This is a genomic window from Pseudomonas khorasanensis (genome assembly GCF_014268505.2).
In the GTDB taxonomy this organism is placed as follows: domain Bacteria; phylum Pseudomonadota; class Gammaproteobacteria; order Pseudomonadales; family Pseudomonadaceae; genus Aquipseudomonas; species Aquipseudomonas khorasanensis.
Window position 1 is genome coordinate 1 of record NZ_JABWQP020000010.1, and the last position, 23,172, is coordinate 23,172.

Consider the following 23,172-nt stretch of genomic DNA (forward strand, 5'->3'; position numbering starts at 1 on the left):
TGCTCTTAATTCGAAGTTTTGGCCATCTGCCGATCCGATGCTCGCCAGATCAGTCGCGTGGTGTCATACCCCTGCTGACGCGCCTTGCTCAGCAGCTCTTCGCGCACCACACCGTTGACCGTTGGCGTGCGTGACAGCAGCCACATGTACTTGCGACTTGGATCGCCGACGATGGCGGTCTTGTAATCGTCGCTGACGTACAGAACCCAGTATTCGCCCTTCGCCACACCGGGAATCAGACGCGAAAACCAGTTATCGAATTCGACCCAGAGCTTGTCGGTCTTGCCTGGCACCTGGGGATAAGCCGTGCCCTTGGCTTCCTCCCACTGCCAGTCTGGTGTCAGGCAACGGTTGAGCACGCCGATGTTGCCGTCAGGCTTGAGCGTGTAATGGGCTTCGGATTGCGCGCAGTGACGCTGGAAGTACATCGGCAAGCGCGCCAGCTCATACCAGGTGCCCTGATAGCGCTTGAGGTTGACGCTGTTGACAGTCTTCGGCGCCAACGGGTCGACGCCGGAAGTGGCGCAGCCGGCCAGTACCAGGCCAGCAAAAAGGATCAGCAATAACCGCTTCATTTTTATCTCCGTGGGCGCGAAGCCCCGGTTTACTTCAGGCCTTGGCCGGAAAACATCAGCACTTTGTCACCGGCGTATTGCACGCTGATAAAGCTGTTCTGGTCGCCCCAGGTGCAACTGGACATACCGAGCGCGCCCGAGCAATCGGTGGGCTTGCCGAGGAGGGTTTCCACTTCGGACTTGGCCATGCCGGCCGAGAGCTTGGAGTAGTTTTCCTGATTGACCTTGCTGCATGCGGCCAACAGCACGCAAAACGACAGCAGGGCGAGAGATCGCAGCGACATGGTGTAACTCCTGGAACGAGGGGGGATGGCATGGTGCCAACCAGAAGCTTAGAAGAGAAAAGTGTCATCTGGTTCCGTGGCCGGACGGCTATTTATTAGCCCGCCCGTCTGGCTTTTGCCGGTAAATCAAAAACTTTGTGACGCTGTCGAGCATTTCGTCGACTTTTGCTGCAGGCGTCTAATCTTTGGCGCCACGCGGTCGAAATAAGAGCAGCGCAACGCTGCCGGATATGGCAAATTGCCGCACTTTCTGACCAGCCCCTTCGCGGTAGTTCATTCGATGACCAGAAACATGAAATTCAGCCACAAGATTCTGTTGGCTGCCGCCCTCGTGGTGGCCGTTGCGTTCGCCTGTTTCATTTTGTTCAACGATTACCGCCAGCGTCAGGCCCTGAGCAGCAGCACCGAGGCCACGATGCAGGAATTGGGCAGCCTGACCACCAGCAACATCCAGACCTGGCTTGAAAGCCGCATTCAACTTTTGCAATCACTGTCGCAGCAGGTCGCCGTCGACGGCAATGCGCCCGCGAGCCTGAAACGCATCATCGATCTGCCCGCCTACACCGGCAACTTTCAACTCAGCTACTTCGGCGGCGCTGACGGCGTGATGTTTTCCGTGCCGGCCGGCAACCGCGCCCCGGATTACGATCCTCGCGCACGCGGCTGGTACAAAGCCGCCAACAGCGCGCAACAGACCATCGTCACCGAACCGTACATCGCCGCTTCGTCGGGCAAACTGGTGATCACCGTGGCCACACCGGTACAACGCCAAGGCCAGATGCTGGGCGTAGCGGGCGCCGACATCGACCTGACCAGTGTCAGCGCGATCATCAACTCGCTGAACTTCGGCGGCCACGGTCATGCATTCATCGTCAGCGCTGATGGGAAGATCCTGATTCACCCGGACAGCAAACTGGTGCTCAAAACCCTCGCCGACGCCTATCCGAGCGGTGCGCCCCAGGTCAGCCCGGGCCTGAAAGAAGTCGAGTTCAATGGCCAGACTCAACTGATCTCTTTCACCCGCGTTAACGGCGTACCGTCGGCCGACTGGTACGTGGCGCTGGTGCTCGACAAAGACACCGCGTTCTCGATGCTCAGCGAATTCCGCACATCGGCACTGATTGCCATGGTCATCGCCGTGCTGATCATCATAGTTTTGCTCGGCATGCTGATTCGCATGCTGATGCAGCCGCTGCTGACCATGGGCCGGGCGATGCACGACATCGCCGAAGGCGAAGGCGACCTGACCAAACGCCTGGTGATCCAGGGCAACGATGAATTCGGCGCACTGGGCACCTCGTTTAACCGCTTCGTCGAACGCATTCACACCTCGATCCGCGAAGTGTCTTCCGCGACCGGTCAGGTCAACGAAGTCGCTCTGCGCGTGGTCGCCGCCTCGAACTCGTCGATGTACAACTCCGATCAGCAGGCCAGCCGCACCAACAGCGTTGCTGCCGCGATCAATCAGCTCGGCGCCGCCGCCCAGGAAATCGCCCAGAACGCCGCCCTCGCCTCGCAACATTCCAGCGACGCGCGCAGCCTGGCAATTGACGGTCAGCAGGTGGTGGATAAAACCATTCACGCCATGCAACAGCTGTCGGCGAAAATCAGCGATTCGTGCGGCAACATTGAAACCCTGAACAGCAACACGGTGAACATCGGCCAGATTCTGGAAGTGATCACCAGCATTTCCCAACAGACCAACCTGCTCGCGCTGAACGCTGCGATCGAAGCTGCACGTGCCGGTGAAGCCGGGCGTGGTTTTGCCGTGGTTGCCGATGAAGTGCGCAATCTGGCGCACCGCACCCAGGACTCAGCGCAGCAAGTGCAGAAGATGATCGAAGAACTGCAAGTCGGCGCGCGCCAGGCCGTTAGCATCATGACCGAAAGCCAACGCGAGAGCGAAAGCAGTGTCGGCATCGCCAACCAGGCCGGCGAACGCCTGGGCAGCGTGACCCAGCGTATCGGCGAGATCGACGGCATGAACCAGTCAGTCGCCACCGCAACCGAAGAGCAGACTGCCGTGGTCGAGTCGATCAACGTTGATATCAACGAGATCAACACGCTGAATCAGGAAGGCGTGGAGAACTTGCAGGCGACGTTGCGGGCGTGTTCGGACCTGGAGCAACAGGCGGCGCGGTTGAAGCATCTGGTCGGTAGTTTCCGCATTTAAGCGGCGCTGCTTCTGGCCCCTTCGCGGGCAGGCCCGCTCCCACAGGGATCTTCGGTGTTCACACAATGTGTGCTCCACCCCAAAACACTGTGGGAGCGGGCTTGCCCGCGAAAGCAGCATCAGCCGCACTGAAGATTTAGAATCTGGATCCGGGTTCGGAAAGAAACACCAACTCCTCAGCCGTAGATTCGCGCCCCAACACCGCATTGCGATGGGGAAACCGGCCAAACCGGGCAATCACTTTCTGATGCCGCTCAGCATAATCCAGATTGTCGGCGAACACCGCACGCTCTTCTTCCGGCTGTTCAGCCACCAGCGCCATGAATCGCGAAACGGCTTCGTTCTGCACCGCGAGGTTTTCGCAGTGTTCGAACACCAGGTAAATGAACAGGCGCTGAATCGGCTTCAGTTGACGATCAAAATCCGCCGCAACACCCTGCGCCACAAGCTTCTGCGCCCGTGAGTCACCGGAAAAGGCCTTGGGGGTATCGCGATAGATCATGCGCGGCAGTTGATCGAGCAACAGCACCACCGCCAGCCAGCCTTCGGGACGTTGCGTCCACTCGGTCAATTCGCCAGCCAGGGCCTGATCGACAAAGACCCCGAAACGCGTCCGCGCTTCGAGGTCCTGGCTGTCTCGCTTGCCAAACCACAACTTGCCCTTTTCAGCCGCTACTGCGTTCGCTGATTCGGCGTGTCCGAACCACCAATCGAGCAACGGCTGCCAGGGCGCGTGCATGGTTTATTCCTTGTGGTAGGCCGTGGCGCGGGCGACTTCTTCTTTCGAACCGAGGAATACCGCGACGCGCTGGTGCAGGCCTTCCGGCTGAATGTCGAGGATGCGCTGGTGGCCGTCGGTGGAGGCGCCGCCCGCCTGTTCAACGAGAAACGACATCGGATTGGCTTCGTACATCAGACGCAGCTTGCCCGGCTTGGACGGCTCGCGGCTGTCGCGTGGGTACATGAACAGACCGCCACGGGTCAGGATGCGGTGCACATCGGCAACCATCGCCGCGACCCAGCGCATGTTGTAGTTCTTCTTCAACGGACCTTCTTCACCGGCCAGCAGTTCGCCGACGTAGCGTTGAACCGGAGCTTCCCAGTGACGCTGGTTGGACATGTTGATGGCGAATTCCTGGGTGGTTTCAGGAATGGTGATGTCTTCGTGGGTCAGCACGAAGCTGCCCATTTCGCGGTCCAGGGTGAAGCCTTTGACGCCGTCGCCCAGCGTCAGCACCAGCATGGTCTGCGGGCCGTAGATCGCGTAGCCGGCGGCGACTTGCTGGGTGCCTGGCTGCAGAAAGGCTTTTTCGTTCAGCGGCTCGTTCTGGCTCAGGTATTCGTTCGGGCAACGCAGAACCGAGAAGATGGTGCCGACCGGGGCGTTGATGTCGATGTTCGACGAGCCGTCCAGTGGGTCGAAAACCAGCAGGTACGCGCCTTTCGGGTATTTGCCCGGGATCTGGTAGGCGTTGTCCATTTCTTCGGACGCCATGCCGGCCAGGTGACCGCCCCATTCGTTGGCTTCGAGCAGGATTTCGTTCGACAGCACGTCGAGCTTCTTCTGCACTTCGCCTTGCACGTTCTCGGTGCCCATGCTGCCCAGGACACCACCCAGGGCGCCTTTGGATACGGCGTGGCTGATTTCCTTGCAGGCACGCGCCACCACTTCGATCAGGAAGCGCAGATCGGCAGGAGTGTTGTTGCTGCGGGTCTGCTCAATCAAATAGCGACTCAAGGTAACGCGGGACATGGACGGCTCCGGTGGAATGGGGGGCTAAAAACCCGCGCAGTTTACAGGGAGTCTGAAAACGTAGCGAGCGAAGACGCCCGCTAAGGTGCGCCAGGGTGTATTTGCCTGCATGAGACGTGATTGTCAGTGGAGAGTTCAGGCGGCGGGTTTAGCGTAGTCCGATTCAGGATGTCCGGTTGCGGATTTTCATTGTCTGTTCGGGCGCTTTCGCGAGCAGGCTCGCTCCCACATTGGGATGCGGTGCACTGTGGGAGCTGGCTTGCCAGCGATTGGCGCGCAGCGCCGGCCATGCTCAGGTATTGGCCGGTGGCTTGCGCAACAGACTGAACGCCATCGCCCCGAGGAAAACCACACTCAGCAACAACACCGCCCACAAGCCGATTTTTTTCCAGTTGGTCTCTGTCGCCGCCGCCGTTGTTGCAGTCGAGGTCTGCGTCGCCACGGCTTCACTCTGCACCGTCGCCTTGCCCAACGTCGCCAGCATCTGCGGTTTGAAATCCGGAATCAGCGTCGTCAGCGGCAGATTCGCCGTTTTCACACCTGAATTGCCCAGCGCCAGGCTGTAGGGCCCTTCGCCCCGTGCGAGAAAAATGACCTGCGTCGCGCGCACGGCATATTTCAGATCGGGCGCCTGCTCGCCCAGACCGCCGCCCCGCTCATCCACGGTCATCTTCAATTGCTGCACGGTTTGCCCGGAGAGCGGGACTTCGTTCTGCACCACGTCCTGACTGTTTTGCGTCAGGCGATACAGCAAGCCGCTGCTCAGTGTCTGCCACGGCAAGCTGCTGTCGCGGCGGCCGGCCAGCGTTACCGGGGCCAGACTGTTCGGCTGTTTGAGTTCTATCTGCACCCGCTCGACATTCAGCCCCATCGGCAACTGCCAGGTGTACTCCCCGGCCCTGGTGCTGCTGCCGGCCAGGGTGGGTGACCAGACCAACGGCAGCGGCAGGTTGCGTGGGTCGCTGCTTTTGAGCTGAGCCGAGGTCAGGACCGGCGCCGAGTTCGGCGATTCCCACAGCAGGCGCAAATAGCGCGCGGACTGTCCCGGCAGACTCACTTCGTGTTGCTCGATGCGTTCATCGGAAAAGGTCAACCGCGCCACTTGCCCTTCGCCCCACGGCTGCCAATGCTGCAAGTCGTCGCTCGCTTCGATGCTGAAGCGCTGGAAACCGTCGCGCTCGCTGGTCCAGTCGAGGATCAACTGTTGCAGCGGCGCTTTGATCGCGCTGGCGTCGAGCAGCCAGCCGCGCAGCACTTCTTCGCCCGCCTCGAGTTGCGAGGACGGCTGCACTTCGACGAGCGTGCCGTTGGTGGTCGACTGCACGCGCACATTCGGTGCGCGCTCGCTGGCGTCGGCGGCGTTGTACAGCGGAAACCACTTCACTTCGTGCAACTTGCCGTCATCGCGGATCTGCGCCGACTCGCGCGCCAAGGCGTAGGCCTGCGGTTCGCCTGCGGCGTTGAAGACGCGCAAGTCGCTGAGGTCGGTCTGGCGCGCCTGCAATTGCGCGCTCAGCGGCAGGTCGAGGCGATACCACGGCCCGTTGCCGCTCACCGCCAAAGGCACCCGTGTGGCGAAGTCTGCCGGTTTTTCCTGAGCGCCGGCCACCATCACCACGCCCAGCGCCAACCACCCAAGATTCAGCATGCGACTCAAGATGCAACTCCTTCGGTTTCCGGCGCGGGTGTGTCCGCCACCGGTTCAGCCTCGATGCGTTTGGGCGGCAGCGGCGCGAAGTAGCCCACCACCAGCAGCAATACGCCGACGCCGATAAACGAGACGATCCGGGCGAGGCCGCCACGGTTGCTCAGCTCGACAAAAATCAGTTTGGCCACGACCAGCGCAATCAGTGCCGCACCGATCAGCCACACTTCGCGACGATGACGCAGATGGCCGCCGATCATCAACCCCAGCGCCAGCAGCGTCCAGACGATGGACAACCCGGCCTGCACCAGCATCGAGGCGAGCAGTTGGTCCAGCTCGAACGGAATGCCGGCCCAGTGATGCGCGGCGCGTGTCACCAGCGCCGTGCAGAAGGCAAACAGCGAAACCCCGGCAATCAGTTGCGTGGCGGTGTCGGCGTAATCACGGCGGATCGACAGCTGCGCAACGGCGCTGCGCGACCAGACATAAACACCGAACAGCGCGAACAGCAAACCCAGCTCCAGCGGGTTCAGCAGCGGCACGTAAGGCAATGGCTCGGGGTTGCCGTCGCTGACACCATTGGCCAGCCAGAACCACGCCAGCATCAGCACCGCCAGCGGCGCCGCCGCGTACAAGCGATACTCGCGGGCAAACGCGGCAACCGGCCACGGCCAACTGCGCGGTGCCGCTGCCAGCAGCAGATACAGGCTTGGCAAGATCGCCCAGCCCAGCCAGCGCCAGGCGTTGTATTGCTCGGACAACAGCAGCAGGCCGTAGCGCAACTCGAGCGCCAGCACGCCAATCAGCAGCCAGCAGCCGAGCACATGCGCCACGCCCAAGACACGCGCCGGCAGCATCGACGCCAGGCGACGCAGGCTGAAGAAATGCACGGCGAACAGCGCCACCCACGCCAGCCAGCCGAACTCGGCCGCCGGGTGATAACGCGCCTGCCATGCACCGATCAGCACAAGCGCTGCTGCCGGAATCAGCAGCGTGCACAACAACCCCAGTGTCGGCCATTTCAGACGCAGCGAAAGCAGCGTCCACAACGCAACGCTGAGCCCGGCGACCAACAGCAGCAAGGTGCCTTGCAGATTCGGTGAGGCGAAACGCAGCACTTCGCTGACCCACGCCAGCGCCCACCAACCAGCGCCCCACACCAGCAGTACTTGCGCCAAGCGCTGCAAACCCAAGGCATCGAAGGCCGAGGCGTGATTGCCCAACTGCAGGCGCCACGCGCCAATCATCGCCGCCAGCCCCAGCACCAATGGCGTCCAGAATCCGCCGTGGGCCAGGGGTTTCAAGCCTTCGCTGGACAATGGCCCAAGCCATTCGGTACCGCCAAGCAGAAACGCCGCGCCGCCAATCACCTGCAACAGCAGTCCGAAGACGAAACTCAGCCGCTGTTTGAGGTACAGACTCAGCCAGATGATCAGCAGCCCGCTGGCGGCCCACACCGCGCTCGCGGTTTGCCATGGCAGCACGAACAGTACCGCCAGATTGATCAGCACAAGCCCGGCCAGCAATACCACCGACAAGCCGCGCAACAGGCGCACATCGCCGCGCACCATGTCGTCGCGCGCCGCCAGCAGCATGCCGGCGATCAACGCCAGCCCTATCAAGGAAGCACTGAGCAAACCGCTCCAGCCAGCGCTGAATACGGCTGCCGAATCATCGCCCGCACCCTGCAGGCGCAGCAGGAACAACGCACCGCCCAGCAGTTGCACAGCGAACGCGGTGAACAGGAAAGTGCGCGAGTGAATCCGCAGGCCGACGAACAACGTCGCCAATCCGGCCAAGGCCCAACTGATCGCCGTGCCCTGAGCAAAGAAAAACAGCGGTGCCAACAGATAGAGAAAGGTCAGGCCCAGACACGCCAGCGCCGGCAGACCTTGCCTTTCCCAGGGCGACGCCTGTTCAGGCGCAGCCTTGCGCAGTTGATGAAAACTGAACAGCAGCGCCGCGCCAAGCATCAGCGCCCCCAGCGGCGCCCCGTCGAGCAGGCTGCTGTCGCCAATAGCCAATTGGCCGAGAAACGCCAGCGCCGATCCCAACTGCAGCAGCAAGGCGAAGGCCCGGGCGAAGGGCCGATGCTGACGCAGCCCAAGCCAGAAAATTCCCGCGCCCTCCACCGCCCAGGCCGCCGATGTCCAGCGCGCATCGAGCCCCAGCGGAATCGCGAGGCTGGCAAAGATCACCCCCAGCGCCAGACAGGTTTCGCCCAGCAATACCGCGCGTCCGCCCATCAGCACTTTGGCCAGCGCCATGTAAATCATGCCCAGCGCCAGGGCACTGAATGCCGCCGCGAATTCGAGATGTTGCACCAACGCGAACTGCAAACCGAACCCAATGATCGGCGGGCCGAACAGCATCGTGCCGTCAACGTAATCGCCCTTGCGCGCCGACCACCGCAGCAGCGCCTCGCGGTCGCTATTCGCCGGGGCATCCGGCAGGTCGCGCAGTTTTCGCCGGGCGAACAACAGGCCGATGGCCAGGTACATGAGGAAGAACAGAATCAGGAACGGTTCGGTGCTCCACAGGAGCTCTGGCGTATAAGAACGCAAGCCCCAGGCGAAACCGATGCCGAAGGTGCCGACGAAGCCGATCAGGTTGAGCAGGCGCCAGGCCTTGAACCAGGCGATGGCGAGAATGCCGGCGTTGAGCAAGGCGAAATAACTGAACAGCGCGACGTGGTTGCCTTCGCCCGTAGAGGTCAGGATCGGCGCGGCGAAACCGCCCAACGCCGCCGCAGCGGCCAGCCCCAGCGCATCCTGAGTGATCGCCAGAATCGCCGAAAACACTGTCACTGCAACCAACAACCCCAGCGCAGCCGAAGGATCCAGCAACGGATGCAAGCGCATCGCCGCAAACACCGTCAGGTACAACACCGCGATCCCGGTGCCTTGCAACATCAAGGCGTAATGGCTGTTGCGTCGGCGCAGCCACCAGCCCAGCGCCAGCAGGGCCAGCGCAGCAGCAGCGACACCGGCGTAACGTAATTCGATCGGCACCACCATGCCTTCGGTGGCGTAACGCAGCAGAAAGGCCAGACCAAAAAACAGCAGCACCACACCGACGCGCAATACCGTGTTGCCCCCGAACAGCCAGTCGCGAGCCGCCCTGATGCCGCGCTCGATCAGGTTCGGGCCACGGGGTTCGGCAGGTTTCTGTGGCAGTTCAACAAACGCAGGTTCAGCGCGCCAGACGTCCGCCGGCAACGGCTGGCTGGTTTGGCGAGCGACAGCGGAAATCGGTTCAAGCCCGGGGGGCAATTCCCAGATCAGCTCAGGCGCCGCAGGCTGTTCAGCCATGTTGAAGGGTTCGTCTGCGGGCTCGGTGACAGGCTCAACGCCTGGCGACGTCGCCGCGTGAGACGGCGAGCCTTCCAGCACAAACAGGCGCTGGGCAACGCCTTGCAAGGCTTCCCTGACCTGCTCAAGTTGACGCTGTTGCTCCCCAGCCTGCGCGCCAAGCCGCGAAATGCGCACCGTCTGCCCGATCACCAGCCCCAGCAGCGCGCCCAATAGCGCAGCACTGAACGACTCGTCGAGCAGTCCACCGAGCACGAGCCCGATCAACATGAACATCCATTGCATGGTCGATATCCCTAAGCAGCCCCAGGCGGGGCGAGTCCGGCGATGGCTTCAGTCTAGGCACAAACCTTGTGGGAGCGAGCCTGCTCGCGAAGGCGGATTGTCAGCCAACATTTCTGTTGAAGATGAAAATCGCTTCGCGAGCAGGCTCGCTCCCACAGGGTATGGCGGTGACTGATGCCTTGTAACCGGCGCTCAGTATATCGATCCGGCCCAACAAACGTTGGGCCTTGCGCAGATTTGTTGGCGAAAGTTACTCCAACGCCTTCCAGATATCCGTGGCGTACTCGCGAATGGTCCGGTCGGACGAGAACCAGCCCATTCGCGAGGTGTTTAGCACCGCCGAGCGCCACCAGTTCTGCGAGTCATGCCAGTGCGCTTCGACGCGCTTCTGCGCTTCCCAGTAGGAGTCGAAATCGGCGCAGACCAGAAAGCGGTCGTAGTCGATCAGCGAGTCGATCAGCCCGGTGTAGCGTGAGGTGTCGTCAGGTGAAAACACACCGCTACGGATGGCTTGCAGCACGTCGTTCAAACGGTGCGAGGCAGCGATATCCGGTACCGCGCTGAACTCGTGGTTCTGCTTGCGCGCTTCAACCTGCTGCGCACTGAGGCCGAAGATGAACATGTGCTCGGCACCGATGCGCTCGCACATTTCCACGTTGGCGCCGTCGAGGGTGCCGATGGTCAGCCCGCCGTTGAGGCCGAACTTCATGTTACTGGTGCCCGAGGCCTCGAAACCGGCGGTGGAAATCTGCTCGGACAAATCCGCCGCCGGAATGATGCTTTCCGCCAGGCTGACGTTGTAATTGGGCAGAAACACCACTTTCAGCAAACCGCGCACGGTCGGGTCGTTGTTCACCACCCGGGCGATATCGTTGGTCAGTTTGATGATCAGCTTGGCCTGGTGATAACTCGCCGCCGCTTTACCGGCGAAAATCTTCACGCGCGGCACCCAGTCAACTTCAGGCTCGGCGCGAATCGCCTGGTACAGCGCCACGGTGTGCAGCAGGTTGAGCAACTGACGCTTGTACTCGTGAATCCGTTTGACCTGAACGTCGAACATCGCCGCCGGGTTGACGGCAATCCCCAGGCGTTCGTGAATCAGGTACGCCAGCGCTTTTTTGCTGTGCAGGCGCTGCTCGGCGAAGGCCTTGCGGAACGCCGGTTTTTCGGCGAACGGTTCGAGGTCGAGCAGGCGTTCCTCGGGGTTATCGAGCACGTCCGGGCCCAGTGCATCGACCAGCATCGAGGTCAGTTCCGGGTTGGCCTGATACAGCCAGCGGCGGAAGGTGATGCCGTTGGTTTTGTTGTTGATCCGCTCCGGGTAGAGCTTGTGCAGTTCGGCGAACACGGTTTTGCGCATCAGCTGTGTATGCAGGCCGGACACCCCGTTGACGCTGTGCGAACCGAGGAACGCGAGGTTGCCCATGCGCACGCGGCGGCCGTTGTCCTCTTCGATCAGCGAGACCGCGCGCAGCACGTCGAAATCGTGAATGCCCTTGGCGCGCAGCGAGTCGATGTGTTGAGCGTTGATCAGGTAAATGATCTGCATGTGCCGTGGCAGCATGCGCTCCATCAACCCCACCGGCCAGGTTTCAAGCGCTTCCGGCAGCAGTGTGTGGTTGGTGTACGAGAGCGTATCAACGGTGACTTGCCACGCCGCGTCCCAGGCCACGTCGTAGACGTCGACCAATTGACGCATGAGTTCGGCGACGGCAATCGAGGGGTGGGTGTCGTTGAGCTGGATCGCTGCGTGATCGCCCAGGGTCAGCACCGAGGTGTGCATGTTGCGGTGACGTCGCAGCAAATCCTGCAGCGAGGCCGCGACGAAGAAATATTCCTGACGCAGGCGCAGCTCTTGCCCTGCCTCCGTGCTGTCGGCCGGATAAAGCACGCGCGAGATGCTCTCGGCGCGGGCCACTTCTGCGACGGCGCCCAGGTGGTCACCGGCGTTGAAACGCTCCAGGTGGAGCTCTTCCATGGCGCGGGCGCGCCACAGGCGCAAGGTATTGACGCTTGCACCGCGCCAGCCAACCACCGGCGTATCGTAGGCAATCGCCCGGACGGTTTCGGCCGGCGACCAGACCTGGCGGGTCTTGCCGTTGGCATCGGTGACGGTTTCGACGCTGCCGCCGAAGCCGATCGGGTACACCACTTCCGGCCGCTCGAATTCCCAAGGGTTGCCGAAATCCAGCCAGTGCTCGGTCTGCTCCTGCTGCCACCCATCAACAATCGCCTGACGGAACAAGCCATGCTCATAACGAATGCCATAACCATGGCCAGCGATGCCGAGGGTCGACATGCTTTCCATGAAGCAAGCCGCCAGTCGACCGAGGCCGCCGTTGCCAAGCGCCGCGTCGGGCTCCAGCAGGCGGATACGTTCCAGATCGACGCCCAGTTCGGTCAACGCTTCACGGGCAACGTCGAGCAGGCCCAGGTTGCTCAGACTGTCATAAAGCAGGCGGCCGATCAGAAACTCCAGCGAGAGGTAATAAACCCGCTTCTGGCCTTTGCGGTAGATCTGCCGGGTGTGATCCATCCAGTGTTCAACCATGTGATCACGCGCAGCCAGGGCGATGGCTTCGAACCAGTCATGGTCGAAGGCGTGATCGGGGTCTTTGCCCACCGCATAGGTGAGTTTGGTCAGGACGGCGTCGCGGAATGCGGCCACCTCTGCTTCGCGAACTAGTGGTTCTTGAGTCATCAATAAGACCTCGAGCGAGCGGGGAAATGTCTGAGCCTAGACGGTCTGACCGACGGTAATGGCTGTGGTTCGGCAGGATTTCCCGGGACTGTGCGGCAGCCCGGCATAACCTTGGCGCATGAACCAATGAATGCAGGGGCCGTGCCGTCCTGCCGGGCAAAATGCAGTCATGGCGAAAATATCCGGCGAAAGGTTGTTCAAAATTCCACCCGTCCCGGTATGATCGCGCGCCCTGATGCACACACGCCTGGTAACTCCCGATGATGAAGCCCAACCTGATCGCCGCCGCCGAGATTGATCGCCTCGATACGTGGGCCAAATACTCGGCGCCGATGTGCGGCTCATGTATTTCCAGTTGCTGCACGCTGCCGGTCGAGGTCAAGGTCAAGGACCTGGTGCGCATCGGCGTGGTCGACGAGTTCGAACTGGGCGACCCGCCGAAGAACATTGCCAAGCGGCTGCAAAAGGAAGGACTGGTCGAGCGCTTCAATCAGAAGTCAGGGATTTTCACCCTGCAGCGCATGAGCAACAACGATTGCTATTACCTGGATCGTAAAAGCCGCCTGTGCACCATTTATGACAAGCGCCCCGACACTTGCCGCAACCATCCGAAAATCGGCCCGCGGCCGGGGTATTGCGCGTACAAGCCGAAAGAAGTCGAGCGCGTGCAGAATTCGCGGTCGATTGAGCGCTTCTGAACGACGCTGAGCTTTTCGGTAGCCGTTAAACCCCAGCCCCTCACCCCAGCCCTCTCCCGAGGGAGAGGGAGCCAATCTCTGTCGCTTCCAAACCTGAGTTCGACTCGATTATTCAGGTCGATGCAAAATCAAAGAACAACTCGGTCAGTTCCCTCTCCCTCCGGGAGAGGGCTAGGGTGAGGGGCTTTTGATCCCGGACAAACAAAAACGCCCCCGGTCTCGCGACCGGGGGCGTTTTCATTCAGCCTGAACTAATGACTCAGTTCTTGGCTTTCTTCGCAGCGCGGGTGCGCTCGCTTTCGTCCAGGATCTTCTTGCGAAGACGGATGGACTTCGGCGTGACTTCACACAGCTCGTCTTCCTGGATGTATTCCAGAGCCTGTTCCAGGGTGAACTTCACCGGTGGAACCAGAGCGATGGTTTCGTCTTTACCCGAAGCACGCATGTTGTCGAGCTTCTTGCCCTTGGTAGGGTTGACGCCCAGGTCGTTGTCACGGCTGTTCTGACCAACGATTTGACCGTTGTAGATCTCCTGGCCGTGTTCCACGAACAGCTTGCCGCGAGCCTGCAGGGTTTCCAGCGAGTAGGTCAGTGCCTTGCCGGTTTCAACCGAAACCAGAACGCCGTTCTGACGGCCGGACATGTGGCCCGACTTGACGGTGTCGTAACGGTCGAAGATCGAGGTCAGGATGCCAGCACCGTTGGTCAGGGTCAGGAACTGGTTACGGAAACCGATCAGACCACGAGCAGGGATGTTGTATTCCAGACGAACACGGCCCTTGCCATCCGGCACCATGTTGCTCAGATCGCCCTTACGCAGGCCCATCTCTTCCATGACCTTGCCCTGCGCTTCTTCAGGGATGTCGATGGTGACGTTTTCGAACGGTTCCTGCTTGACGCCGTCAACTTCACGGATGATCACTTCAGGACGGCCCAGGGCCAGTTCGAAGCCTTCACGACGCATGGTTTCGATCAGTACCGAGAGGTGCAGCTCACCACGGCCGGAAACTTTGAACTTGTCAGCCGAGTCGCCTTCTTCAACGCGCAGTGCAACGTTGTACAGCAGCTCTTTGTCCAGACGGTCCTTGATGTTACGGGACGTCACGAACTTGCCTTCCTTACCGCAGAATGGCGAGTCGTTGACCTGGAAGGTCATGGAAACGGTTGGCTCGTCAACGGTCAGCGGCTTCATCGCCTCGACAGTGTCCGGGTGGCACAGGGTGTCGGAGATGAACAGCGAATCCATACCGCTGATGCAAACGATGTCGCCGGCTGCAGCTTCTTCAACGTCGATGCGGTGCAGACCGTGGTGACCCATCAGCTTCAGGATACGGCCGTTGCGGCGTTTGCCGTCGGCACTGATAGCCACAACCGGGGTGTTCGGCTTGACGCGACCACGGGCGATACGGCCAACGCCGATAACACCCAGGAAGCTGTTGTAGTCCAGAGCGGAGATCTGCATCTGGAACGGACCATCGCGGTCAACGGCCGGAGGCGGAACGTGGTCCACGACCGCCTGGTACAGCGGGGTCATGTCTTCAGCCATGTCGGTGTGATCCAGACCGGCAATGCCGTTCAGGGCCGAGGCGTAAACAACCTGGAAGTCCAGTTGTTCTTCGGTTGCACCGAGGTTGTCGAACAGGTCGAAGATCTGATCCAGAACCCAGTCCGGACGCGCGCCTGGACGGTCAACCTTGTTGATCACCACGATTGGACGCAGGCCGGCTTCGAAAGCCTTCTTGGTCACGAAACGGGTTTGCGGCATAGGGCCGTCCTGAGCGTCAACCAGCAGCAGAACGGAGTCGACCATCGACATTACGCGTTCAACTTCGCCGCCGAAGTCGGCGTGGCCCGGGGTGTCCACGATGTTGATGTGGTAGCCGTTCCAGTTGATGGCGGTGTTCTTCGCCAGAATGGTAATACCGCGCTCTTTTTCCTGGTCGTTGGAGTCCATCACGCGCTCGTCGTTGAGCTCGTTGCGCTCCAGGGTGCCGGATTGACGCAGGAGTTTGTCTACCAGGGTGGTTTTACCGTGGTCAACGTGGGCAATGATGGCGATGTTGCGTAGATTTTCGATCACTTGTGTATCTCGATCAGAGGATTCGGTTTGCTGACAAGTCATGGCAGCGATTAGCAGTAGTGTCCGGCATGGCCGTTACAGCTTGACGGCGGTGTCGGGGGGCCGGTGACGCAGGCCACAGGCAAACAGCCCCGGGCACTTAGCTCGGTCGATAAACGCGCACATTGGCATGCCCCTCACTGAGCAAATGGTGGGCATGCAGGCGACTCATCACGCCTTTGTCGCAATACAGCAGGTACTGGCGAGTAGGGTCCAGTTCCTTGAAACGTGCGTTCACTGCATAGAACGGCATCGTCTGTACCTCTATCCCGGCGAGTTCCAGCGGGTCATCCTCGGCGGCATCCGGGTGACGGATGTCGATGACGATCTGACCGGCCAGCGCTTCGCCGACTTCTTCAATTTGCACATCCTGGCCCAACTCGTCGATGACCCGATCGATCGGCACCAGTTTGGCGTTTGCGAGCGCACGCTCGAGCACCGCCATGTCGAACTCTTTTTCTTCGTGCTCAACCCGGCCGCGCTTGGCAGCGGTCTTCGGGTTGACCGAAATCACGCCGCAGTACTCAGGCATGTGTCGGGCGAAATCGGCGGTGCCAATTTCGTTGGCCGTGTCGATGATGTCCTGCTTGTGCGCGACGATCAGCGGACGCAGCACCAGCTTGTCGGTCACGCAGTCGATCACCGAAAGATTCGGCAGCGTCTGGCTCGACACCTGGGAGATCGCTTCACCGGTCACCAGCGCATCGATGTGCAGGCGATCGGCGATCTCGGATGAGGCGCGCAACATCATACGCTTCAAAACCACACCCATATGACTGTTATCGACTTTGCCGAGAATTTCGCCCAGCACTTCCTCGAACGGCACACTGACAAATAGCACGCGTTGCGAGCTGCCGTACTTCTTCCAGATGAAGTGCGCGACTTCCATCACGCCCAATTCATGGGCACGTCCGCCCAGATTGAAGAAGCAGAAATGCGCCATCAGGCCGCGACGCATGATCTGGTAGGCCGCAACGGTCGAATCAAAACCGCCGGACATCAATACCAGCGTCTGCTCCAGGGCGCCGAGCGGGTAGCCGCCGATGCCGTTGTGCTGGCTGTGGATAACGAACAACCGTTTGTCGCGAACTTCGATACGGACTTCGATTTCGGGCGATTTCAGGTCGATTCCGGCTGCACCGCACTCACGACGCAGCTTGCTGCCGACGTATTTTTCGACGTCCATCGAACTGAATGTGTGCTTGCCGGCACGCTTGCAGCGCACCGAGAAAATCTTCCCGGCCAGCGCATCGCCGTAGTGCTGTTTGCACTTTTCGGTAATGTCGTCGAAGTCGCCCAGCGGGTACTCGTCGATCTGCAGAAAGTGCGCGATGCCCGGCATGCAGGTCAGGCGCTCGCCCATCTCTTTCAGGGCTTTGGCGTCGGTAACACGGGTTTCCAGCTCGAGATTGTCCCACACGCCGTTCACCACCACAGCCGGGTCCAGATCACGGAGCACGGCGCGGATGTTCTTGGCCAGCTGGCGGATGAATTTCGTCCGGACAGGTCGGCTTTTGATGGTGATCTCGGGGAAGACTTTAACGATAAGTTTCATGAAAACAGCGCGCGAACGGCCAGCCGAAAAAGGGGGGCGCGGATTATAGCGGAAATTGCTCAAGGTTTAACCAGTTAATGTACAGAAGGTTTTCGCCGCACCAAAACGGGTCATTTTCGATTTTGCACGCTACATTAGAGGGCGAAAAATGGACCTTCGCCCTGCTTTGCCTCTCTAAAGGCCCGAATTTGGCGCAAAAAACCCATGCTGGGGCACTGGCATGCAATTTGCTCCCTTGTGAGGCAGGTTGCCTTGGCAGAGTATCTGCGCCGGCATCACACCTATTAAGGGCATCCACTACCAAGCCCTAAGCCACCCGGAGGACACTATGTCGAAGTCGGTTCAACTCATCAAAGATCATGACGTCAAGTGGATTGATCTGCGCTTCACGGACACCAAAGGCACTCAGCACCACGTGACCATGCCGGCTCGCGATGCGCTGGAAGACGACTTCTTCGAAGTTGGCAAGATGTTCGACGGTTCTTCCATTGCTGGCTGGAAAGGCATCGAAGCCTCCGACATGATCCTGCTGCCGGACGACGAAACCGCCGTCCTGGACCCGTTCACCGAAGACCCTACCCTGATCCTGGTCTGCGACATCATCGAACCGTCGACCATGCAGGGTTACGACCGCGACCCGCGCGCCATCGCTCACCGCGCCGAGGAATACCTGAAGACCACCGGTATCGGTGACACCGTCTTCGCCGGTCCAGAGCCTGAGTTCTTCATCTTCGACGAAGTGAAATTCAAGTCCGACATCTCCGGTTCGATGTTCAAGATCTACTCCGAACAAGGTTCGTGGATGTCCGACCAGGACATCGAAGGCGGCAACAAGGGTCACCGTCCGGGCGTCAAAGGTGGCTACTTCCCGGTTCCGCCGTTCGACCATGACCACGAAATCCGTACCGCAATGTGCAACGCCCTGGAAGAAATGGGCCAGACCGTTGAAGTTCACCACCACGAAGTGGCGACTGCCGGTCAGAACGAAATCGGTGTCAAGTTCAACACCTTGGTGAAAAAAGCTGACGAAGTTCAGACCCTGAAATACGTTGTCCACAACGTTGCCGACGCTTATGGCCGCACCGCGACCTTCATGCCGAAGCCACTGTACGGCGACAACGGTTCGGGCATGCACGTGCACATGTCGATCTCCAAAGACGGCAAGAACACCTTCGCAGGTGAAGGCTATGCCGGCCTGTCCGAGACCGCCCTGTATTTCATCGGCGGCATCATCAAGCACGGCAAGGCACTGAACGGCTTCACCAACCCGGCCACCAACTCCTACAAGCGTCTGGTGCCAGGCTTTGAAGCCCCGGTGATGCTGGCCTACTCGGCTCGCAACCGTTCCGCCTCGATCCGTATTCCTTACGTCAACAGCCCTAAAGGCCGTCGTATCGAAGCCCGCTTCCCGGATCCGGCTGCCAACCCGTACCTGGCTTTCGCAGCACTGCTGATGGCCGGTCTGGACGGCATCCAGAACAAGATTCACCCAGGCGATGCTGCCGACAAAAACCTGTATGACCTGCCGCCTGAAGAGGCCAAAGAGATCCCACAAGTTTGCGGCAGCCTGAAAGAAGCCCTGGAAGAGCTGGACAAGGGCCGTGCGTTCCTGACCAAGGGCGGCGTGTTCTCCGACGACTTCATCGATGCCTACATCGCACTGAAATCGGAAGAAGAAATCAAGGTTCGCACCTTCGTGCACCCACTGGAATATGAGCTGTACTACAGCTGCTGATCCGGTAGCGCCTGCGCAAGCGGCGCGACAGAAAGAGGCCTCCTTCGGGAGGCCTTTTTTATTGCCGTAATTTATGACGCGGCGCAGTTTCCACGTGGGAGCGAGCCTGCTCGCGAATGCGGTGGATCATTGAAGGTGACGGTGATTGACAAGTCGCCTTCGCGAGCAGGCTCGCTCCCACAGTGGATTCGTGGTGCTTGAATGATCTCTGGATGTGTAGCCAGTTGGGCCAACCGCCGCACCTGGCCTATGCTGCTACCCAACGTTTTCAATCCCGGTCGATTTCATGGGTCGCACCTTTTTATACAGCCTGCTGTTGATCGCCCTGCCCGCCGCCGCGCAGATCTACAAGTACACCGATGCCGATGGCAACACCGCCTACAGCAATCAGCCGCCGGACGGTGTGCAGGCGCAACCGGTCGAGCTGCCGCCGCTCAACCGGGTCGAGTCGCAAGCGCCGAGTGCGCCGCCAGCACCCAGCGCCGAAGAACCCCAGCCGCCGCGTAAGGCCTACGACATACTGGAACTTGCCGGCCTGCCCGACGAAGAGGCCCTGCGCGCCAACAACGGCACTTTCACCGTCAGCGTAATGATCAAGCCGCGCCTGCAACCGCCTCATCAATTGAAGCTGGTGCTCGACGACCAACCCTACGGCCAGCCGAGCAATGTGCCCGTCCTGCAGCTGGTGAATGTTGATCGAGGCGAGCATCGGCTGGCCGTCCAGGTCATCGACGGCCAGACGGTCGTTCAGCAGAGCCCACCCGCCGTGTTCACCGTGCAACGCGTGCACAAGCCATGATCCGCGCAGCATTGTTGGTCGCACTGGCGCTGATGGCGGCGCAGGCCTTCGCAGAGGTCTTCACGTACATCGATGCGCAGGGCAACCGCGTCTATACCGATCAGCCTCGCGCCAACGCCAAGCGAGTGCCCATCGCGACGAGCAACCGCATGGCTGCCCCTGCGACGGGCGCCGCGCCAGTCGCCATCGCGAAGAAGCCTTCCGAACAACCGCCCTTTCACTACGACATGCTGCGCATTCTGATTCCGGAGCCCGACGCAACCCTGCGCAGCAGCGCCGGTGAGCTGATTGTCAGCGTCACCAGCGAGCCCGGCCTGCAAAGCGGTCATCGTTATCGTCTGCTGCTCGATGGCAAGGCGACCGGCGAACCCGGAGCCAGCCCGGTATTCGCGCTGCGCAACATCGATCGTGGCAGTCACAATCTTTCAATCGAGATTCTCGACGAGACCGGGCGGACCGTGGAGCGCACCGCCAATCAGCCATTCCACATGCTGCGCATTTCCCTGGCGCAGAAACGTCAGGTCAAACCGTGCGTGGCCGGCGACTATGGCGTGCGTCCAGAATGCCCGCTCAAGGACAAGCCTGAAGAGCCGAAAAACCCCTTCCTGCGTTTCTTTTAACGCCATAAGGCAATGCGCACTACATTGGTGCACTAAACTACCCAAGACCCATATTACAACCCATTTTGGTTCGAAACTTCCCGCTTGAGCTGGCTTCGTGCCATACAAACGCGCGTCAAACGCCTGTTTCAGGCCGCAAACGCTTCTTTTCGGAGCCTTGGTTTGGTTTTTGCATTTTCCCGATTTCAGCGCTTTGTTCTCGCGCACGCCTTGCTCCAAAAGGGGTCCAGATGACCATAAGCGACGCTATCCACCGTTTGCTGCTCGACAACCTGACCACGGCGACCATCCTGCTCGACGCCCAATTGCGGCTCGAGTACATGAACCCGGCAGCAGAGATGCTCCTGGCCGTGAGCGGCCAGCGCAGCCACGGCCAGTTCATCAGCGAACTGTTCACCGAATCCCCCGAGGCGCTCAATTCCCTGCGCCAGGCGGTCGAACAGGCGCACCCGTTCACCAAGCGCGAAGCGATGCTCACCGCCCTCACCGGCCAGACACTGACCGTGGATTACGCCGTGACGCCGATCCTCAGCAATGGCGCAACCCTGCTCTTGCTGGAGGTCCACCCGCGTGATCGCCTATTGCGGATCACAAAGGAAGAGGCGCAGCTGTCCAAGCAGGAAACCAGCAAGATGCTGGTGCGCGGCCTGGCCCATGAAATCAAGAACCCGCTCGGTGGCATCCGTGGCGCAGCGCAACTGCTGGCCCGTGAGCTGCCGGAAGAAAGCCTGCGTGACTACACCAACGTGATCATTGAAGAGGCCGATCGCCTGCGCAATCTCGTCGACCGCATGCTCGGTTCGAACAAGCTGCCTTCTTTGGCCATGTGCAACGTTCACGAAGTGCTCGAACGCGTCTGCCATCTGGTCGAAGCCGAAAGCCAGGGCTGCATCACCCTGGTGCGCGATTACGACCCGAGCATTCCCGACGTGTTGATCGATCGCGAACAAATGATTCAGGCCGTGTTGAACATCGTGCGCAACGCCATGCAGGCGATCAGCAGCCAGAACGAGCTGCGCCTGGGCCGCATCAGCCTGCGCACCCGCGCCATGCGCCAGTTCACCATTGGCCACATCCGCCACCGCCTGGTGACCAAGATCGAAATTATCGACAACGGCCCCGGCATCCCGGCGGACCTGCAGGAAACCATTTTCTTTCCAATGGTCAGTGGTCGCCCCGACGGTACCGGGCTGGGCCTGGCCATCACCCAGAACATCATCAGTCAGCACCAGGGTCTGATCGAGTGTGAAAGCCATCCAGGCCACACCACCTTCTCGATCTTCCTGCCCCTGGAACAAGGAGCCACATCGACATGAGCCGTAGTGAAACCGTGTGGATCGTCGATGACGACCGTTCTATCCGTTGGGTTCTGGAAAAGGCCCTGCAGCAGGAAGGCATGACCACCCAGAGCTTCGACAGCGCCGATGGCGTGATGAGTCGTCTGGCCCGGCAGCAGCCGGACGTGATCATTTCCGACATCCGCATGCCGGGCGCCAGTGGTCTGGATCTGCTGGCGCGGATCCGCGAACAGCATCCACGGCTGCCGGTCATCATCATGACCGCTCACTCCGATCTGGACAGCGCTGTCGCCTCCTACCAGGGCGGCGCTTTCGAATACCTGCCCAAGCCGTTCGACGTCGACGAAGCGGTGTCGCTGGTCAAACGTGCCAATCAGCACGCCCAGGAACAACAAGGCCTGGAAGTCGTGCCGGCGCTGACCCGCACCCCGGAGATCATCGGCGAAGCGCCGGCGATGCAGGAAGTGTTTCGCGCCATCGGCCGCTTGAGCCACTCCAACATCACCGTGCTGATCAACGGCGAATCCGGCACTGGCAAAGAGCTTGTGGCGCATGCGCTGCACCGCCACAGCCCGCGCGCAGCCTCGCCGTTCATTGCGCTGAACATGGCGGCGATCCCCAAGGATCTGATGGAGTCCGAGCTGTTCGGCCATGAGAAGGGTGCGTTCACCGGCGCCGCGAACCTGCGTCGCGGACGCTTCGAGCAGGCGGACGGCGGCACGCTGTTCCTCGACGAAATCGGCGACATGCCGGCAGATACCCAGACGCGTCTTTTGCGCGTGCTGGCTGACGGCGAGTTCTATCGGGTCGGCGGCCATGTACCGGTCAAGGTCGACGTGCGGATCATTGCGGCAACGCACCAGAACCTGGAGACCCTGGTCCACGCCGGCAAATTCCGTGAGGACCTGTTCCACCGCCTCAACGTGATCCGCATTCATATCCCGCGCCTGTCGGATCGCCGTGAAGACATCCCGACCCTGGCCCGACACTTTCTCAGCCGCGCGGCGCAGGAACTGGCGGTCGAGCCGAAGCTGCTGAAAAGCGAAACCGAGGAATACCTGAAAAACCTGCCGTGGGGCGGCAACGTGCGTCAGCTGGAGAACACCTGCCGCTGGATCACGGTCATGGCATCCGGGCGTGAAGTGCACATCAGTGACCTGCCGCCGGAACTGCTCAACCTGCCGCAGGATTCGGCGCCAGTGACCAACTGGGAACAGGCGCTGCGCCAGTGGGCCGATCAGGCCTTGGCTCGTGGCCAGTCGAGCCTGCTCGACAGCGCAGTGCCGGCATTCGAGCGGATCATGATCGAGACGGCGCTGAAACATACTGCCGGGCGGCGTCGTGATGCCGCGGTGCTGTTGGGCTGGGGGCGTAATACCCTGACGCGCAAGATCAAGGAATTAGGGATGAAGGTGGATGGCGGGGATGATGATGAGGGAGAAGAGGGTTAATACGTCGAATATCTACGGCAAAAGAACTCATGTGGGAGCGAGCCTGCTCGCGAAAGCGGTGTGTCATCGAAGAGAGGGTCACTGACACGACGCCTTCGCGAGCAGGCTCGCTCCCACAGGTACACCTTTGTGCACCAACCCAATGCACTTTGACCCGCTATCGCGCACGG

At 60.6% G+C, this 23,172-nt stretch carries 16 protein-coding genes and 1 pseudogene; 8 read left to right on the forward strand and 9 right to left on the reverse strand.

Features of this window, described 5'->3' with window-relative positions:
• Nucleotides 1-5: 5 nt before the first annotated feature.
• Together HU727_RS18970 and HU727_RS18975 are read right to left on the reverse strand one after the other, a co-directional pair.
• The gene (locus HU727_RS18970) at nt 6-575 is read right to left on the reverse strand and encodes a lipocalin family protein (protein WP_186533757.1); all 570 of its coding nucleotides are present in this window, start codon (nt 573-575) and stop codon (nt 6-8) included.
• A 29-nt stretch (nt 576-604) separates the two neighbouring features.
• Nucleotides 605-859, reverse strand: a complete 255-nt coding sequence (locus HU727_RS18975; protein WP_186533758.1) for a hypothetical protein — start codon at nt 857-859, stop codon at nt 605-607.
• Between the two features lie 292 nt (nt 860-1,151).
• On the opposite strand from HU727_RS18975, the pseudogene HU727_RS26155 reads away from it, so the two are divergent.
• A pseudogene (locus tag HU727_RS26155) lies at nt 1,152-2,174 on the forward strand (cache domain-containing sensor histidine kinase); the annotation flags it as partial.
• Between the two features lie 93 nt (nt 2,175-2,267).
• Complete coding sequence (locus tag HU727_RS26160; protein WP_437180427.1) at nt 2,268-3,032, forward strand: methyl-accepting chemotaxis protein; 765 nt, start codon at nt 2,268-2,270, stop codon at nt 3,030-3,032.
• 136 nt (nt 3,033-3,168) lie between these two features.
• On the opposite strand, the gene HU727_RS18985 is transcribed toward HU727_RS26160, so the two are convergent.
• From HU727_RS18985 to HU727_RS19005, 5 genes are all read right to left on the reverse strand, one after another.
• Complete coding sequence (locus HU727_RS18985; RefSeq protein ID WP_186533760.1) at nt 3,169-3,771, reverse strand: DUF924 family protein; 603 nt, start codon at nt 3,769-3,771, stop codon at nt 3,169-3,171.
• 3 nt (nt 3,772-3,774) lie between these two features.
• Nucleotides 3,775-4,785, reverse strand: a complete 1,011-nt coding sequence (locus HU727_RS18990) for a class 1 fructose-bisphosphatase (protein ID WP_039756611.1) — start codon at nt 4,783-4,785, stop codon at nt 3,775-3,777.
• 292 nt (nt 4,786-5,077) lie between these two features.
• On the reverse strand, nt 5,078-6,442 hold the full coding sequence (locus tag HU727_RS18995; protein ID WP_186533761.1) for a DUF3999 domain-containing protein: 1,365 nt from the start codon (nt 6,440-6,442) through the stop codon (nt 5,078-5,080).
• On the reverse strand, nt 6,439-10,026 hold the full coding sequence (locus HU727_RS19000) for a DUF2339 domain-containing protein (protein ID WP_186533762.1): 3,588 nt from the start codon (nt 10,024-10,026) through the stop codon (nt 6,439-6,441). Before HU727_RS19000 ends, HU727_RS18995 begins: the two co-directional genes overlap by 4 nt.
• Before the next feature lie 250 nt (nt 10,027-10,276).
• Nucleotides 10,277-12,727: a glycogen/starch/alpha-glucan phosphorylase gene (locus HU727_RS19005; protein WP_186533763.1), complete on the reverse strand. Its 2,451-nt coding sequence runs from the start codon at nt 12,725-12,727 to the stop codon at nt 10,277-10,279.
• 260 nt (nt 12,728-12,987) lie between these two features.
• Here HU727_RS19005 and HU727_RS19010 point away from each other — a divergent pair, with 260 nt between their 5' ends.
• Nucleotides 12,988-13,425 (forward strand): YkgJ family cysteine cluster protein, encoded by a 438-nt coding sequence (locus HU727_RS19010; RefSeq protein WP_186533764.1) that lies wholly within the window; start codon nt 12,988-12,990, stop codon nt 13,423-13,425.
• A 259-nt stretch (nt 13,426-13,684) separates the two neighbouring features.
• On the opposite strand, the gene typA is transcribed toward HU727_RS19010, so the two are convergent.
• A complete protein-coding gene (gene typA, locus HU727_RS19015; RefSeq protein ID WP_186533765.1) occupies nt 13,685-15,505 on the reverse strand; it encodes a translational GTPase TypA in 1,821 nt (606 codons plus the stop codon).
• 139 nt (nt 15,506-15,644) lie between these two features.
• The gene (thiI, locus tag HU727_RS19020; RefSeq protein ID WP_186533766.1) at nt 15,645-17,099 is read right to left on the reverse strand and encodes a tRNA uracil 4-sulfurtransferase ThiI; all 1,455 of its coding nucleotides are present in this window, start codon (nt 17,097-17,099) and stop codon (nt 15,645-15,647) included.
• A gap of 328 nt (nt 17,100-17,427) precedes the next feature.
• Between thiI and glnA the strand changes: the two genes are divergently transcribed.
• The 5 genes from glnA (at nt 17,428) to ntrC (ending at nt 23,002) form a co-directional block, all read left to right on the forward strand.
• Nucleotides 17,428-18,834 (forward strand): glutamate--ammonia ligase, encoded by a 1,407-nt coding sequence (gene glnA / locus HU727_RS19025; RefSeq protein WP_186533767.1) that lies wholly within the window; start codon nt 17,428-17,430, stop codon nt 18,832-18,834.
• Between the two features lie 286 nt (nt 18,835-19,120).
• Nucleotides 19,121-19,633, forward strand: a complete 513-nt coding sequence (locus tag HU727_RS19030) for a DUF4124 domain-containing protein (protein ID WP_186533768.1) — start codon at nt 19,121-19,123, stop codon at nt 19,631-19,633.
• Nucleotides 19,630-20,253, forward strand: coding sequence for a DUF4124 domain-containing protein (locus HU727_RS19035; RefSeq protein WP_186533769.1), 624 nt, complete (start codon nt 19,630-19,632; stop codon nt 20,251-20,253). The genes HU727_RS19030 and HU727_RS19035 overlap by 4 nt, the downstream gene beginning before the upstream one ends.
• A gap of 230 nt (nt 20,254-20,483) precedes the next feature.
• Nucleotides 20,484-21,569: a nitrogen regulation protein NR(II) gene (glnL, locus tag HU727_RS19040; protein ID WP_186533770.1), complete on the forward strand. Its 1,086-nt coding sequence runs from the start codon at nt 20,484-20,486 to the stop codon at nt 21,567-21,569.
• Complete coding sequence (gene ntrC / locus HU727_RS19045; RefSeq protein ID WP_186533771.1) at nt 21,566-23,002, forward strand: nitrogen regulation protein NR(I); 1,437 nt, start codon at nt 21,566-21,568, stop codon at nt 23,000-23,002. The genes glnL and ntrC overlap by 4 nt, the downstream gene beginning before the upstream one ends.
• The last annotated feature ends 170 nt before the right edge of the window (nt 23,003-23,172 follow it).

Excerpts from the sequence above, each read along its gene's own strand:
- HU727_RS18970 (WP_186533757.1), bottom strand. The coding sequence starts at position 575 with ATGAAGCGGTTATTGCTGATCCTTTTTGCTGGCCTGGTACTGGCCGGC.
- HU727_RS18975 (WP_186533758.1), bottom strand. The coding sequence starts at position 859 with ATGTCGCTGCGATCTCTCGCCCTGCTGTCGTTTTGCGTGCTGTTGGCC.
- HU727_RS26160 (WP_437180427.1), top strand. The coding sequence starts at position 2,268 with ATGTACAACTCCGATCAGCAGGCCAGCCGCACCAACAGCGTTGCTGCC.
- HU727_RS18985 (WP_186533760.1), bottom strand. The coding sequence starts at position 3,771 with ATGCACGCGCCCTGGCAGCCGTTGCTCGATTGGTGGTTCGGACACGCC.
- HU727_RS18990 (WP_039756611.1), bottom strand. The coding sequence starts at position 4,785 with ATGTCCCGCGTTACCTTGAGTCGCTATTTGATTGAGCAGACCCGCAGC.
- HU727_RS19000 (WP_186533762.1), bottom strand. The coding sequence starts at position 10,026 with ATGCAATGGATGTTCATGTTGATCGGGCTCGTGCTCGGTGGACTGCTC.
- HU727_RS19005 (WP_186533763.1), bottom strand. The coding sequence starts at position 12,727 with ATGACTCAAGAACCACTAGTTCGCGAAGCAGAGGTGGCCGCATTCCGC.
- HU727_RS19010 (WP_186533764.1), top strand. The coding sequence starts at position 12,988 with ATGATGAAGCCCAACCTGATCGCCGCCGCCGAGATTGATCGCCTCGAT.
- thiI (WP_186533766.1), bottom strand. The coding sequence starts at position 17,099 with ATGAAACTTATCGTTAAAGTCTTCCCCGAGATCACCATCAAAAGCCGA.
- glnA (WP_186533767.1), top strand. The coding sequence starts at position 17,428 with ATGTCGAAGTCGGTTCAACTCATCAAAGATCATGACGTCAAGTGGATT.
- HU727_RS19030 (WP_186533768.1), top strand. The coding sequence starts at position 19,121 with ATGGGTCGCACCTTTTTATACAGCCTGCTGTTGATCGCCCTGCCCGCC.
- HU727_RS19035 (WP_186533769.1), top strand. The coding sequence starts at position 19,630 with ATGATCCGCGCAGCATTGTTGGTCGCACTGGCGCTGATGGCGGCGCAG.
- glnL (WP_186533770.1), top strand. The coding sequence starts at position 20,484 with ATGACCATAAGCGACGCTATCCACCGTTTGCTGCTCGACAACCTGACC.
- ntrC (WP_186533771.1), top strand. The coding sequence starts at position 21,566 with ATGAGCCGTAGTGAAACCGTGTGGATCGTCGATGACGACCGTTCTATC.